General features: G+C 39.2%; 13 protein-coding genes. 1 reads left to right on the top strand and 12 read right to left on the bottom strand.

The window, feature by feature from the left end:
* Positions 1-25: 25 nt before the first annotated feature.
* The 3 genes from T359_RS21750 to T359_RS21755 are packed head-to-tail and all read right to left on the bottom strand — an operon-like array spanning position 26 to position 3,845.
* On the bottom strand, positions 26-1,069 hold the full coding sequence (locus T359_RS21750; RefSeq protein WP_051545440.1) for an alpha-1,2-fucosyltransferase: 1,044 nt from the start codon (positions 1,067-1,069) through the stop codon (positions 26-28).
* Positions 1,070-1,115: 46 nt separating this feature from the next.
* Positions 1,116-2,705, bottom strand: a complete 1,590-nt coding sequence (locus T359_RS0114170; RefSeq protein WP_026518044.1) for a hypothetical protein — start codon at positions 2,703-2,705, stop codon at positions 1,116-1,118.
* 15 nt (positions 2,706-2,720) lie between these two features.
* Positions 2,721-3,845 carry a glycosyltransferase family 4 protein gene (locus T359_RS21755; RefSeq protein WP_026518045.1) on the bottom strand — a complete coding sequence of 375 codons (1,125 nt, stop codon included), beginning with the start codon at positions 3,843-3,845 and terminating at the stop codon, positions 2,721-2,723.
* A 166-nt stretch (positions 3,846-4,011) separates the two neighbouring features.
* Between T359_RS21755 and T359_RS0114180 the strand changes: the two genes are divergently transcribed.
* The gene (locus T359_RS0114180) at positions 4,012-4,746 is read left to right on the top strand and encodes a glycosyltransferase (RefSeq protein WP_035784580.1); all 735 of its coding nucleotides are present in this window, start codon (positions 4,012-4,014) and stop codon (positions 4,744-4,746) included.
* Between the two features lies 1 nt (position 4,747).
* On the opposite strand, the gene T359_RS0114185 is transcribed toward T359_RS0114180, so the two are convergent.
* From T359_RS0114185 to T359_RS0114225, 9 genes are all read right to left on the bottom strand, one after another.
* Entirely contained in the window at positions 4,748-6,223 is a 1,476-nt protein-coding gene (locus T359_RS0114185) for a flippase (protein ID WP_026518047.1), read from the bottom strand.
* The gene (locus T359_RS20495; protein WP_051545442.1) at positions 6,224-7,369 is read right to left on the bottom strand and encodes a glycosyltransferase family 4 protein; all 1,146 of its coding nucleotides are present in this window, start codon (positions 7,367-7,369) and stop codon (positions 6,224-6,226) included.
* The gene (locus T359_RS0114195) at positions 7,369-8,244 is read right to left on the bottom strand and encodes a glycosyltransferase family 2 protein (protein ID WP_026518048.1); all 876 of its coding nucleotides are present in this window, start codon (positions 8,242-8,244) and stop codon (positions 7,369-7,371) included. The genes T359_RS20495 and T359_RS0114195 overlap by 1 nt, the downstream gene beginning before the upstream one ends.
* Positions 8,237-9,652, bottom strand: coding sequence for a sugar transferase (locus tag T359_RS20500; RefSeq protein WP_035784582.1), 1,416 nt, complete (start codon positions 9,650-9,652; stop codon positions 8,237-8,239). The genes T359_RS0114195 and T359_RS20500 overlap by 8 nt, the downstream gene beginning before the upstream one ends.
* Positions 9,653-9,689: 37 nt before the next feature.
* Positions 9,690-11,150 (bottom strand): hypothetical protein, encoded by a 1,461-nt coding sequence (locus tag T359_RS0114205; RefSeq protein WP_026518049.1) that lies wholly within the window; start codon positions 11,148-11,150, stop codon positions 9,690-9,692.
* 20 nt (positions 11,151-11,170) lie between these two features.
* Complete coding sequence (locus T359_RS0114210) at positions 11,171-11,881, bottom strand: SH3 domain-containing protein (RefSeq protein ID WP_197027100.1); 711 nt, start codon at positions 11,879-11,881, stop codon at positions 11,171-11,173.
* A gap of 74 nt (positions 11,882-11,955) precedes the next feature.
* On the bottom strand, positions 11,956-12,717 hold the full coding sequence (locus T359_RS0114215) for a hypothetical protein (protein ID WP_026518051.1): 762 nt from the start codon (positions 12,715-12,717) through the stop codon (positions 11,956-11,958).
* An 84-nt stretch (positions 12,718-12,801) separates the two neighbouring features.
* Entirely contained in the window at positions 12,802-13,623 is an 822-nt protein-coding gene (locus tag T359_RS0114220; protein ID WP_155840132.1) for a class B sortase, read from the bottom strand.
* Complete coding sequence (locus T359_RS0114225) at positions 13,592-14,674, bottom strand: LCP family protein (RefSeq protein WP_026518053.1); 1,083 nt, start codon at positions 14,672-14,674, stop codon at positions 13,592-13,594. The genes T359_RS0114220 and T359_RS0114225 overlap by 32 nt, the downstream gene beginning before the upstream one ends.
* Between the last annotated feature and the right edge of the window lie 88 nt (positions 14,675-14,762).

Below are 14,762 nucleotides of genomic sequence, written 5' to 3' on the forward strand. Positions count from 1 at the left end.
TCTGTATCTCCTTCTCTTGCATTCTTTAAAAATGATTAGTTGTTAGGTAATCTCCCCTTTGACTACATGTAATCTTATTTGGATTTTTATTTAATAAAACAGCCCAATAGCCAAAAGAACTTTTGGTGATTATGTTATGTTTGCAACATGACATCAATTGCAAATCTCTATAACTGTCTGCTCCTGTATTCCAGTCCACAAAATATACAGTATCTTTTTCAGACAGCCCTATGCTCCCCCTATTTTTTTTGCACCACGCACAATCTTCTGAAAACACCACGAAAACCGGATCTGATACATGCCTGCGAATATAATTTGCAGCTCGCTTGAAATACCCATACTTATAGCAATCATTATTGTATGGAAGATAATCACTACGTCTGGCATGTATTGACACTGAATTCGTAGCCTCTATGATTTTTAGCATCTCTTTATTCTTATCATCTGTAAATGGCCTGAAGGCCAGAGTTTTCCTAAGCTCCGGCCCAACTTCCTTCACCAGATCAGGGGATTTTATGCCTTCAAAAGAGGAAAAATACAAAATATTACCATCCCTCTTCTTTTTCAAAAATTCAGCTGTCGGCTTTCTTCTTACCCCGGAACCAATTATCCATGCCAATTGTTTTAATCCATATGTAAAAAGACTTCTGCTCTGCCCGGAAAAAAACTTATTTACCATTAGTTTTAACTGCTGATTTATTGAATAATCTTCATCACCCAAAAAGTTACCGGCAACTTCAAACCCAAAACCATGTTTATTGAATGTCTCCAGAATTGCCCTGCTGGATCTGTAACCATTTTCCCAAAATCTTGTTGCACGGAGATCTTCTCTTATACTATCCTGCTCATCTTTTGATAAAACATCCATTATGTTCTTTAATCTGATATCAAAAACTTTTTCAAGCTCATATCCGTTCCACTGTTTTACTATTTTATCCGCCTCAGGGATATCATAAATAAGAGTGTTTATATAAATGTCATCTTCAGGATTAGCTCTTTTTATAACCAGATAATTAAAATACGCTGCAAGCTGATTCCCTAATCCGCAACTGATATTAACAACTTTCAAATTGAGTCTCTCCTTCTGTAACCAAAGAACAAGTATCACAAGTTGATTATGCATGAGGTTTAAAGGTAGCAGAAAATCTTGCCCACAACCTGACAACGAAGTTTACAACTAAAAATACAAGCATGCTTTCCCACATACTACGAAAAAGAAAGCCAAAGCAACCATAAATACCATTTGCATACATACCCATGTGATGATAAGTGTTCATGAAAATCATTCCATATAATGAATAAACAAACTTTCCGGATGAGTCATAATAAGATAGCCCTCTGATAAACCAGAAAATGATCAGAAATAATAGCGATTGAATAATTAAATAATATCCTCCAAAAATGGAAAGTCCATCCGGCAAATAACTGGTTTCTACCCTGTGAGTAAATAAATAATTGTAATCGCAATAGCCGGCTTTATAATACAAATAAGTAGCATTAGAATAATTATAATCGCTTTTATTAATCTCAAGCCCAAACAATCTCATTACAGGTGTGGGTAAAAGACACAATAGCCTGATTTTGAAGCTCTCTCTTATATCCGCTCTATCTTCATCAGAAAGGTCTTTTGAATAAAAATAGATTTCATCACTGAAACGAATGTTCCCATACCTGTTAAGAGCAAAGTTATCAATATACTCTTCCGTCCATTTTACTGAGTATGGCTGTGCTTCCTTTTTTTCCTCCACCTCTTCTTGTTTAGCGCCGACGGAATCTATAGCATTTTGAGCAGTTAACCTAACCAATTGTGAAAAAGAATAATCACGCTTGTTATTCCTGACAGTCAGCATAGCATCAGAAATTGTCTGCATTAAACCAAGTATCAATAAAATACTTACCAAGCCGTAAATGATTCTCTTTGGTGAAAGAATACTTTTCAGATCAACATCTTCTTTTACAAGATAAATGAAATAAAAAACAGCGATCAAAATAAAAGGGGACATTATCTCAAAGCGGGAGTTTGATCCAAGACCAACTATACTTAGTATTATCAGATATGCCCATATAACCGGTTTTTTGAAATTCACCGGTTTTTCAGGATTTTCATCGAAGAAAAATGGAAAAAATAAAACCACAGGCGCATATATCAGATCTTGAACTGTATCTGACAAACTCGTGTGATCGAAAGCATTATTTGAATACGAAATAATCCTGACGATAAGTCCCACAATACCCAGGAGCCAAATACTATGTTCAGAACCATATTTATACAGGCCGATAGATTTATAAAAACCTACCGGGCCCCTTCTTTTATCGTATCCATAGGCTGTAATGTAATAAATCACAGTAAAAAGCAAAAAGAAAAGGGTCTCTGAAACAAAGGTTTTTACAGGTGTTTCCATGCCATAGCTTACAGGACGCAGGGAGATCAAAGTTCCCGGAACAGGAATATATCTGTATGCAAACATTGACATCATCACCACAAAAAGAAAGGGTGATGCAAGTATTCTGTTTCTGTTCAGGGCCACAAAGACAAATATGACATGGGCTGTCACCATCATGATGCATCCCACAAGATTGGCCCAGGACGGAAAAAACACCATTTCCAAAACCACAGAAACTGCAGTTATGCAAAACAGTATTCTTCGCAATGTATTCAGAATATTACCGCTACTGTCCCCACTCAACAAGTACATAAGCTCCACTCAACATCCTCAATGTTATTTCAAAAGATCCTTAACAGCATCAATGTATTGCCTTACTATGATATCAACATCCAGCTTTTTTGCCCATTCAATACATTTTGATCTGTCAGGATAAAAGTCATCTTTGTATAACTCTTTTAATTTCAAATATATACTCTCCGGATCCTGAGCCTCAACAAATGAGCCTGTGACTCCTTCGCAAACCGCATCAGGAATTCCTCCGGATCTTGTTGCTATAACGTACTTTCCATACATATTAGCTTCTATATATACAATTCCAAAGCCTTCAAAATCACCCGTATCCTCTATCATATAGCTGGGCATAATAAAATAATCACATTCTCTGTACAATCTGTCCTTTTCTTCTTCCGATACCCTCCCCAGGAAAAAAACATGATTCTGCAAACCATTATTTTCCACCCTTTCTTTAAGAGCAGTCATATATGGTCCGCTACCTGCGATGTAGTACTTAAGTTCAGGAATATCGATGACCAAATTCTTTAATGCATCGATGACATATTGAAACCCTTTCCTTTCAACAAGTCGTCCCACAGACAGTATTTTATATGATCTTACATTTTCTTCAGCCCTGATATTCTTATCTACGTACTGTATGGGCGGGTGAATTACAACTATCCTTTTATTATAGTCACAGTACTTTTTGGCAACATACTCCCCGGTATAATAAGAATTTGCAAATATAATATCTGCAGATTTGATCACTGCCCTTCTTATATTATTTTTTATTGCAAAGTATATTTTCCTAAATATCGAACTACTATCGTTTTCATCCAATAGCTCTAATCCATGAACAAGTATTCCATATGGCACACCCTTGAACTTTTTAAGAAGTAAACAAGGAAGGGAATATGCATAATGACTGGTGAACGTAAAATCAAACCTGAATCTTTTATAGTCGCTAAAACATTTTCTGATCAGGTCCAGATGAAGGCAGACTTTATTTCTTGATTTACTGTAATACGCGTTGGGAATAGTCTCTTTTTCAGAGCCTTTAAAATCAGTTCCGCAGTAAGAGTGAAAATCCACATATCCGGGAAATGCCTTGGCCAATGAGTAACTTACACTCTCTATCCCACCTTTATCAGCAGCTATTTCATAAGCAATAAACGCAACATTCATATTCATGAATCTCATTTCTAAAATGTGATAAAAATAAATGAAAAAAAGTTTTTTATGTGTTAGGATTATGTTATCAAATTGTTAAAACTTTAATGAAATTATAGAAACAATTTTATTTCAAGGCAACAGAACTATCACTTTACAGAAAGGTTTCATCGGATTAGTTATGGTTACGGTTAGCATTGTAACGCCGGTACGTAATGGCGAAAAAACTCTTTCCAGAACAATTGAATCTGTATTGCATCAGCAGTATAAGCCCACAGAATATATAGTCATTAACGGTGATTCTACTGATGCTTCGTTGGAGATTGCCCGCCAATATGAGGGCGCATTCAAAGAAGCAGGTATAAACTACCGCATCATATCCGAAAAAGACGAAGGTGTATACGACGCTTTAAATCATGGCATTTCAGTCGCATCAGGCGAGTTGATAGGAAATATCAATTCAGATGATTGGTACGAAGAAAATGCTGTAAAAACCATGGTCAATCTATACGCAAGGAACCCTTATGACATTGCCTGGTCTGATATCTATATCCGTAACAACGGAAGGATCATTCGCAAAAAGGCCCGTATAGGAAAGATCTGGACAACTAATCACTTCTGTCACCCTTCCATGTTTGCAAGGAGGCAGGTGCTTCTGGACAATCCATATAATAAAAAGATCCTTGATGCAGATTACGATTTGATCTTAAGAGCCAACAATAACGGATTGAGGATTGTAACAGAAAATGTTCCAATATCCAATTACTCAACCGGCGGAATAAGCACGCGAAAAAGCTTCAAAAATATGATGCACCGAATCAATATGAAGTATGATACATATCGAAGGAACGGCTATTCTCACATGTATTGGTTTTACTGTGTGATTATTGAGGCTGTTAAATTCGCACTTGTATAAATTATTTCCTTTTTATCTTTGCTATTATTCTCTTTCCATATACAAGTATCATCTCATCCTTCATAACTAATAAACTCAAACCATATATAATTGCCCCGATGATTATGATAATGCCTACAAGGTACCATTGACCACTCCAGACTTGTTTAAATATATACACCGGAATGCTCATAACTATACTTGCAATGACATATTTAGATGACTGCCGGATAATTGCTCTATTCCAAAACTTCTTTTCAAAAGCAAAATATGCAATAAAAGCACAAGTCAAAAGAGTCTCAGATACTATTGACGCTATCGCAGCTCCGATACAGCCATACCTGTGTATGAGAGCCAAATTCAAAATGAAATTCGCGGTGATACCACCGGCATTAAATGCTGTACATATTTTTTCACGTCCGGTCGGCAACAGATATTGATTCACAATGACATTCATAATGCCATGAGTTAATACACGAACAGTAAACAATCTAAGCAACAAGGGGACTTTTTCATACCCCTCTCCGAATATGCACAGGGAAATCTGGTCGGATAATACCAAGAGACCTGCAATGATTGGAAATCCCAACACCCAGACATATCTGAATGCAATCCCCAAATGTTCTTTTAATGAATCATAATTCCCCTTGGCATAATCTCCGGCATTTCTTGAGGCAAACACCAGCCCGTCAGCCATCATTACTATTGATATAACATTGATTATCTTTATAGCTGAGCCATAGCATCCATTCTCATATTCACTATCTACAGCCAAATATCCTATCATTGTTGAATCTAAGGCACTAAAAATAGTCTCGGCCAAAACCGGAAGGTACAAAAAAAATGCAGGTCTGACGCAATTCATTATGGCTTTTATTTCTATACCGGTAAATTTGATAAGCCCTATCACTTTAGGCCACATGATGATATTGGCCAGTAGCATAGTCAACGATGTGTACAATAAATACTTCCAGACATCTCCCTGATCTTTAACAAATATAAAAAGACAGATGATTCCCAGAATCCTCATTATCATCGTTCTGATAGCAAGCTCTCTGAAATTTTCAATACCCTGAAAAAAGAATCGAATATCAAAAACTACTGATATTATTTGAATTGAGCATATAGACATTAGGCCTTTGTAACTCTGTGCAACATATGGAGAAGCAATCAGCCAAAAAAGAGCTGCTACTGAGGCCATGCAAAAAAATACTTTTAATATCAGAAGTTCAAAGAAAACCTTGCTTCTTTTATCAATATCATCTTTATATTTTGAGACTTCTCTTTGCCCATATAGAGTAAATCCAAAGGTAGTAAAAGATACAAAATACATGGCAACAGAAGTTACAAAGGCAATCTGTCCATTTCCCTCTTCTCTTAATACTCTTGCCATATACGGAGCCGTTATCAGAGGAAAAAGTATATTTGTTAACGAGCTTAACAGATTATAGATGTAATTTAATAAAAGACTCGCTTGCTTTGTGTTTCTCGTTTTCATTTACTCATCCAGAAGCTTTTTATACAGCTCTATCTCCTTATCAGGATTTGCCTTTAGCGCTATATAATCTTTATTGTACTTTAGCATACTATTCATAGCGCTCTGATCCGCCGATATCAAATGTTTGATAATCCCGGCAAATCTCTCCTGTTTATCAAGAGGTGCCCCAATATCAAGTCCCTTAATATATTCATCCCAGGGCGTAGTACCTTCACTAAGTATGCAGAGACAATTATTCATCATAGCCTCAACGATAATATGACCATAGTTCTCGCCAAGCGTAGGGAAGAAAAATGCGTGATATTGCCTGAAAACATCCGGAACCTTATTATGAGGAATTTCACCACAATAGGAAACTGTCACATTCTCTGGCATCTCCCTGATAAGATTCTCGCATTCTGCCCAGTATCCCTTATCTTCAGTTGGTCCATAAATGTCAAAAACAATTTCCCCTTCATTTATCTGCTTCAGCACTTCCAGAGCATAGCTCAAGTTCTTAGTTTTAGTAATCCTGGAAATAAAGACAAGTTTAAGCTTTCCAGGCACCTTATCTATGAACGGCTTTTCTGTTTCAAGCCTTGGTGGAAGATTAGCAATTTCATATACCTTTGCCTTTGAGAATATCCTATTGATATCCCTTAGCTCATCCTCACTTGTAGCATGCCATAATATATCATTGTACATCCCTGTCAATTTAGCTACTGTTATATACACGAGCTTTTTGAGTCTCTTGTGCCCAAGTCTCCCCTTGCCTTGCATTAAATCGCCTCTTGCCACAAGGATAGTCCGTTTCTTTTTAATCCTTCCCAGCCTTCTTAGCACCAGAGGCTTAATTGTAAATATTGGAGAAAAAAAACCATTCAGATAGAGAACATCATAATCAGTCTCGTTCAATAGCTTCTTGAATCCGGAAAGTGTCTGTAAATCAGGGCTCATGTAATAAACTAAAGCTGCTCCCACCTGATTCCATGAATTAACAGAAACGTCTTCATACGGCTTTGTTTCTTTGAAATCTCTGTCTGCACATATTACTTTAAATTCAAATTGGTCAGAAAGATATTCCACCATATTAACACATGATTGGATAGGACCACCGCCCTTGTATCCGGGAAGATACTGACCATTCATAATCAGCACTTTTTTCATTACTTAGCTTCTCCCTGCCCGGTCTTTCGTATTCCATACTTTTTGCACTCATACAGCTTGGCATCGATCAGATATCTATACCAGTATGCATGAAAAAAGGCAAACATTTGCCCTTCCTTGCCATCTAAAAAGCCTAGTTTCAGGTAATATCTATAAATATAATAAAGCCGCGCCCTCACTGAACCCGGACATTTATAGTACAGATTATATTTCAGCCATCTTTTTCTTTCCGCTGGATTTCCAAATAAATTGGGTTTGATCGTAGCATTGTCTTCAAGCTGCTTTTCTTTAGATAAATAATCAAGCACTTCGCGATCCGAATACCCATTATGCTTTCCAATCCACCATGATAAGCTCTTGGGATCACCATTTACAAAATCATTTCTGAATTGTATAGTCTTTCCTTCTGTCAGTATCAAATGCTCATCCATATTGGTTTGTTCACAGTACGCTTTCCCAGTCCTGAAAATTCTTAAAAAGAATATCGGATAAATTCCTCCATGTCTCATCCATTTACCAAGAAAGATCAGTCTTCTGTTTAACTCAATACCGGTAACAGAGTAATCTAAAGACGGAAGCTTTTCTGCCATTTCCTTACATAATTCGGGCGTAAGATATTCATCCGCATCAATTCTCATAGTCCAGGCGGTTTCGATATTTGTATTATTAAGCCCCCAGTTAAACTGAGTTGCATAGTTAGTCCATTCATGATAATAAACATCTGCGCCCAGGCTTTTGGCTAACTCAACAGTATTATCTGTGCTGCCACTGTCAATAACAACAAAACGCTTTACAATCCCTCCAAAAGAATCAATGCACCTTTTTAAATCAGCTTCTTCATTCTTTGCCAATATCACTACTGTTAAATCAAGCATAGTCCTTTTCATCTTTCTCTGTCTGCAGTCGCTTTTTAGCTTCAGAATTTATTCCGGATTCCTCCGAAAACCCTTCAGTGCTCTCCTTCTGAATAAGTACCTTTACGGTCTCAAGAATGATCTGAAGATCCAGAAGCAAGCTATAGTTAGTTATGTAGATCAGATCCAATTTTAACTTATCTAACGCAGTGGTATTATACTTGCCATAAACCTGTGCCATTCCGGTAAGACCACCTTTTACTTTGGACCTGAATATGAACTCCGGTATCTCTTTCGTGTATTTTTCCACATGCTCTACTCGCTCAGGTCTTGGACCAACTATGGACATCTCTCCCTTCAGGATATTAATGAGCTGTGGCAGTTCATCCAGCCGGCAGCCTCTAATGATATGTCCCACACGGGTTATACGATCATCATTTTCCCCGGCAGGATGAGGTTTTCCATCCTTTTCAGCGTCCACTATCATTGACCTGAACTTCAATATCATGAACCGTTTGCATCCAAAGGTGCATCTCTCCTGCCTGTAAAAGACAGGGCCTCCATCCTCCAACTTGATAAATATTGCAATTATAAGCATCACCGGACTAAAGAGAGCCAGCGAAACCAAGCTAAGAAACACATCAAAAAAACGCTTGATCATAGCTTGCCACCACTTCATGCCGACATTTCTGGCAAGAAACAAAGGTGTATCAAAGAGATTAAGTTCCTCTGAACCTTTTATTATTACATCTGAAATCTTGGGGACGAAATAGACTCTTTTATCTGCATTAAAGCAGAGTTTAAGCATCTTATTCTTATCTGATGCAGGCAAATCCCCTATGAGGACCGCATCATATTTTGATATTTCGTTGATAAGCTTTATTTCGGAAGTTTCATAATGGATTATCTTCTCTACATGATACTTATATGTGAGTGAATTCATCTTATCTAGCATATCATCCCGCCTGTCACCTCTGATCCCGATGACTCTGAGGGGCGGAAATGTCTTTCTATACAGATCTATCATTGGAATAATCAGAAAGACACCGGTTACAACATGCAGGAAAAACATCCTGACACACATAGCCAGTATAGGTAAGAAGAGCTTATAATTTGCTGTTAAAGCCACACTGATGAAAATCTCCAAAGCATCCACAGCCCCTGCCGTAAGCAGCTGCGACGCAATGAGATTCATCTTTCTCTCAACCCCAACCTTGAATGCATGGATCCATCTGCCGATCAGTGCAAAGAGGACAACATAAATAAACACAGCAATGCCAATATTGGAACCTCTTTGTAAATGCTCTATGTCGCCACGGCTATATACAAAGTTTCTCCAATGCAAGAAAAATATAAATGCTGCCGCCATCGCCAAAATCAGCAGACACAGTTCTCTGTAAATATACTTCCCCTGAATCTTCTTCTCCAAAGTAAACCCCGCTCATACTTTACAATTACATTTACAGTTACTCCTTCTCCACCGCTTTCTTTCTGACCGTTAAAATTTCCTCCTTAACGCCGGTGTAGTACCACCATATAAGAACAAGCACCACCAGGATAGCGGATGGAATTGCTATATTTTTAATGATATGTGTCACGCCACCGTCAACTACATACTGGGCGGGCACTGTTTTCTTTACTGCATTTGAAAAAAGTGTTGTTGAATAATACTCCTGTGTTGTTTCTTCTATCAGTTCTACCCAGGAGGAAATTGTTGTATTGAGCCTGTTCAACAAAGAATCGGCATAATCATAAGCTTCCTGATTAGCAGAAGTGCCGGATTCCGACAGCTGTGAAAGAAGCAGATAATACTGATTCAAATTAGTATTGGTATGGGCAATCTCCCTGATAAGATTCTCCTTCTCAGTTACAAGGGAATCATAATATTCATTCTTCTGTCCGTACTCCAAAGTGGAATCCGAATTACTTACGATGACTACAGGATCTTTTTCATAGGAATTGATGGTGTTTGTCAGACTGTCCAGCCTGGTCTGGAGCTCAGATATCTTGTTACTGCAGTTCCTGATCATGTATTCGTAGTACTCCTGCTGACGATATTTGTCCTTGGTAAGGGACTGGCTCTGAATATAGGATGAAAGTCTGTTGATGTCCACAGTCTTGACAAACTCCAGGGATGTCACGATGTCCTGGAAGGAAAGTCCTGTGGAAGATGCCCTGAAATCCGGAGCAGTCTTCATCCTCTCCCTGACATAGGACAGCATAATATCCATCTGTGTTGTCACCAGATCGATGCTCTCGCCATAGTCATAATCATCCCCGCTTAAGAGGTTTGACGTAACTGACAAAACCTCTGTATTGGCGTAGGTGTCCATAAAGTACTGTTTGTAACTGTCGATTATTCCGTCCAGAATCTTAGGCAGTTCCTTGGAGTTGAAAGTGCCGTCATCATACAGATACAAGATGTACTCTGACGGAAAGTATGATACATCAAGAAGCTGCTCATAGTACTTGGATTCCTTCTGTGCCATATTTTTGATAACTGTGATTCTTTCCAGGGCGTCCTTTGGAATAACCCCATCAATGGATAAGTTTTCCCTTACTGTCTCAACATAACTCTCATCATAGCCTCGTTCCAAAAGTGCAGCCTGAATAACGTATGGAGATCTGATTAGATTTACGTCAAAAGCCGCCCCATTGGGATCAAGGCCATTTTCTATTCCATCAAACTGAAAAGTTATCATTGCCCTTGCATATGATCCCTTACCACTGATATGCTCAAAGCCTGAGTAAAGCGCTCCGACAGAGGCTCCCACGAGAATGGCCAGAGCCAGCAGATATGCTATCAACCTCTTTCTCTTTCCCATATTTGAAAAGACGTTTATGAGATCCAGTTCACCGTTCTGATTTTTATTCTGATTGACCTGAACAACAACTTTGCTGCTTTCGGTTCTGCCTTCCTGCTCCATTGTAAACTTTTTCTCCTTTATCAGTCTTCGTATGCCTTATCTTTTCTGTTCTTCAAAATGTATTTCCTGTATCTGTTATATTCATGCCTAAGCATGGCAAATACTATAAGCGTGATCACTACACCGGCTAAAGCAGCTGACATAAAAATAATAAAAACAGAATCAACTGTCTTACGTTTTGGCTCTGATGTTGTGATCAAGTTCGAACCCTCAGCAGCGGACGTATCTGATACTTTTGACTCACTTTCCGTTTTGGTTGTTTGTACACCGGAAGCCGGGCTCGATAAAGAATTCTTTTCAGGAGTCTTTTGCTCTTTCGAAACAGCTGTTTCTTCAGAATCATTCATATAAACAGCCTCAGTTTCCACCACATCAGAGCTTATGTATCCGCTTATGCCGCTATAGTCTATCGGATACCATATTTCTCCTTTGGTATTTGTGATTTTCCGGCGGGAAACCATATCGATACCAAAAGGAATTACTATGACACTCTTAGAATCAGTTGTGGGCTCAGAGCGCAAATTTGCATTTACCAAAACAGTAAGATTAAAAACACCTTCTTCTGTGCTTAAAATCTGTGTCTGCTCCTGACGGTCTTCTTCCTGCAAAGTTTCCGGGACCTCTTCTTGTTGCTCAAGAGGCTGCCCTTCGTTCTCTGCAGCGTATACAGGCTTTGTAGAAATCATCAGCGATAAGAATGCTATGAGAAATATAAGATATGCCTTAGTCAAACTGCTCATGTTCCACCTTATTTCTTAAAAAATGGTCTGATCTCCTTATTAGGGAGATCAGATCAATCAATAGTTTATTTAACCCTCTCAATCTTGATAGGTCCCTTGTTCGTAAGGTGAAGAGCAAGTCCGTCATTAGCAAATGCGGTGATCTTGACGTTGTTCCATTTTCCGTTTACCAGCTGCTTAACTGCGATGGTTTCCGCTGTATCAGTATTCTTTACACCCTTAACACAAATTGCTGTGTCCAGAGTCTTAAAGCTGTGTCCTCCCTGTAAAGCAAAATCAAATATTGAAAGAACAGTCCTTCCGGCAGCATCCTTTGTTCCGCTGGCAACAGCCTCTTCACTGGCTTTAGTCAGGATAAAATTAATGCTTCCTGCTTTACCATCAATTGAGCTCTTACTGAGATCTTCATTCCAGGCAACTGCCACTGATCCCGGAAAAGCTGTATTGGATGCGATAATGTTTCCTATAACCTCTTCAACACTGATGCCTCTCTTTACAGCAGCTTCGTCGATCTTAGCCTTCTGCTCAGCTGTCATTGCTTTGTAGATAGATGCACACAGCTTAAGAAGAGCTTCTTCATCACACTTCATTGCGCTGATTGCTATCATTGACTCAGCAACTGCGGTTGCTGCTGCCTGAGTTTCAAAAGCGCCGCTGCTAAAAAGCTCTGCAGCCAATGCTTCTGCAGTCGCATCACCGGGAGCACGACGTGATCCGAGAACTCCGGGTGTCAGTGCCTCAGATGCTGTAGGACTTGCTGCCACTACAGGAAAACTCATGGTAAAAATGCTGACAATTACAGTAAGCGCTAATACTAGCTTTTTCATTAGTGATTCCCTCCCTCTTAGAAGTTATATGGTTTACAATTCTCAACTATCTATATTCTCCCTGAAAAAACAGGTGAAAATATCTTAATCCTCGATCCACTGAATATCCCCCTGTGGATAGTCTATAGTTCCGTTTTCTGTATCTGCCAGCATGGCAATTACCATAAACTGGTTTTCGGGATCCTCCGGCAAATCTGTTACCAGAGTAACGAGAAAGTTCATATCCGTAAGAAGCTTATACCTGGGATCCACATTGTCAGAAAGTGAAACACTGTCATATGTATCCCTAAGGAAATTCCGGCAATCATAATCCACTGAAAATGCATAGTGCGTGAGCAGATCCTCTTTTGGCCACTTTCTGGCCATCACAACCTCATAGGTCATTTTGTCTCCGTCTTTATAGATCTCGATCACGCTATTATTTTCAAAAAAGTCAGGATCCATATATGACCTCAAAAATTCCCCATCCACCCCGTAAATAACTTCGTTAAACTCACAGAAATCTAACCTGCCGGGGAACTCTGTAAATACAGCTCCGCTGTGGTCTGGAGCACCAAGGCTGTTATGGGTCATATAAAACTTATCATCCTCTGCATTTTGAAGGATTGGAGCATCTATGGTTCCGTCAGAAATATATATCCACCCGAAAATATCGTCATTTAATGCCCTTAGGGTATCAAAGTCAACCTTGCCATCCCTTGCGGATTCCCCGGTAAGGGTATCGGCTTCCTCTTCTGCCCCGATGGATCCAACCTCACCGGCCACGTCACTCTGTGCATCTTCTGAAGTAGTTTGAGCCATAGTATGTGTTAAATCACTGCCGCATCCGCAAACAAAAGTCAACGAAAGTGCTGCGGAAGCCACCAAAAATCTTTTATCCCTGGGTATTATTGTCAACTTTTTCATAAAAAACACTTATCATTAAGTCCTTAACCTTATCTGTATCGGGGTAGAACTCATCATATAATTCGCCCTCTACCGTTTCTCCCCCGATAGTTCGAAAGCTGTTTGAATCGAATGTATAACCACTGCACTGCCCCGCAATATACAGCATCTCATCCAAGGAGATATCTGTTGTTATGTACTGCGTCACAGCACTGTAAATGTTCGCAATGGATGTAGGGTTACTTTTTAGAGTGACCATAACCTTGTTCATAAGTGCTTTCAGGAAGACCTTCTGTCTCTCAAGACGTCTGTCGGAGCCTCCCACTTCATGGTCTCTGTCCCTTACAAAAAGATGTGCGTCATTACCCTCCAAATGAACTTCCTGTCCTTTTTTATAAGAAAAAGATGGTGTGACAACATCTTCAGGGATCGTCAGGTCAACTCCCCCCACTGCTTTACTTAAAGGGCCTATTCCATCCATTTTCATGGAAATGTACCCGTGAATCGGCAGCTGATATAAGTACCTGGAAACAGCCTTCACCTGATACTCACAGCTCTCTGCTTCTCCATCGCCAACGCCATGTTGAACAGAAATCTGTGCATATGCCGTCCTGACAACATTTCCGGCCGCATCGTAGACATCAACATCCACCATTGTATTTCTATTGATGGGTATAAGCTCTATCCTCTTTGTGGTGGGATCAATGACCGTCAAAATCAGCAGATCTGCCTGCCCTCCATCAAGTCCACCGGACTTTGCTTTATTTTCTCCCATCTGATCCGTTCCCATAACAAGGAATGTCAGAACGTCCTCTTTGTATCTATATATCTCTCCGTTATACTTTACCCAGCCATCTTCCCATTTCACCTGAGATGTATCTGGGCTGTCAGGTTCTGCCGCTAAATCGGTACTCTCAATTTCATCTTCGATGACGAGAGTCGGCATAGTATTATCTGCACCGCTTTGAAGGCTGCGACGTCCATCGGACAAAGCGCCTACAGCGTCAAATATCAGGAGCAGAATAATTAAAAATATCGATAATACGCCTCTTTTTTTATTAGGATTTCCCATGCCTGTCTCTGCTAGTTAATAGTATTTTAACAAACTCCTATATGATATTTTATAATAATTACAATTTTTTTACAATCAATTGGGGAAT

The sequence above is a fragment of the Butyrivibrio sp. MC2021 genome (assembly GCF_000621605.1).
In the GTDB taxonomy this organism is placed as follows: Bacteria; Bacillota; Clostridia; order Lachnospirales; family Lachnospiraceae; genus Butyrivibrio.

What these genes read in the sequence shown, in the direction of transcription:
- T359_RS0114215 (WP_026518051.1), bottom strand. Translation starts at nt 12,717, where the DNA reads ATGAAAAAGCTAGTATTAGCGCTTACTGTAATTGTCAGCATTTTTACC.
- T359_RS0114185 (WP_026518047.1), bottom strand. Translation starts at nt 6,223, where the DNA reads ATGAAAACGAGAAACACAAAGCAAGCGAGTCTTTTATTAAATTACATC.
- T359_RS20495 (WP_051545442.1), bottom strand. Translation starts at nt 7,369, where the DNA reads ATGAAAAAAGTGCTGATTATGAATGGTCAGTATCTTCCCGGATACAAG.
- T359_RS0114205 (WP_026518049.1), bottom strand. Translation starts at nt 11,150, where the DNA reads ATGGAGCAGGAAGGCAGAACCGAAAGCAGCAAAGTTGTTGTTCAGGTC.
- T359_RS0114225 (WP_026518053.1), bottom strand. Translation starts at nt 14,674, where the DNA reads ATGGGAAATCCTAATAAAAAAAGAGGCGTATTATCGATATTTTTAATT.
- T359_RS0114220 (WP_155840132.1), bottom strand. Translation starts at nt 13,623, where the DNA reads ATGAAAAAGTTGACAATAATACCCAGGGATAAAAGATTTTTGGTGGCT.
- T359_RS0114180 (WP_035784580.1), top strand. Translation starts at nt 4,012, where the DNA reads ATGGTTACGGTTAGCATTGTAACGCCGGTACGTAATGGCGAAAAAACT.
- T359_RS0114195 (WP_026518048.1), bottom strand. Translation starts at nt 8,244, where the DNA reads ATGCTTGATTTAACAGTAGTGATATTGGCAAAGAATGAAGAAGCTGAT.
- T359_RS21755 (WP_026518045.1), bottom strand. Translation starts at nt 3,845, where the DNA reads ATGAATGTTGCGTTTATTGCTTATGAAATAGCTGCTGATAAAGGTGGG.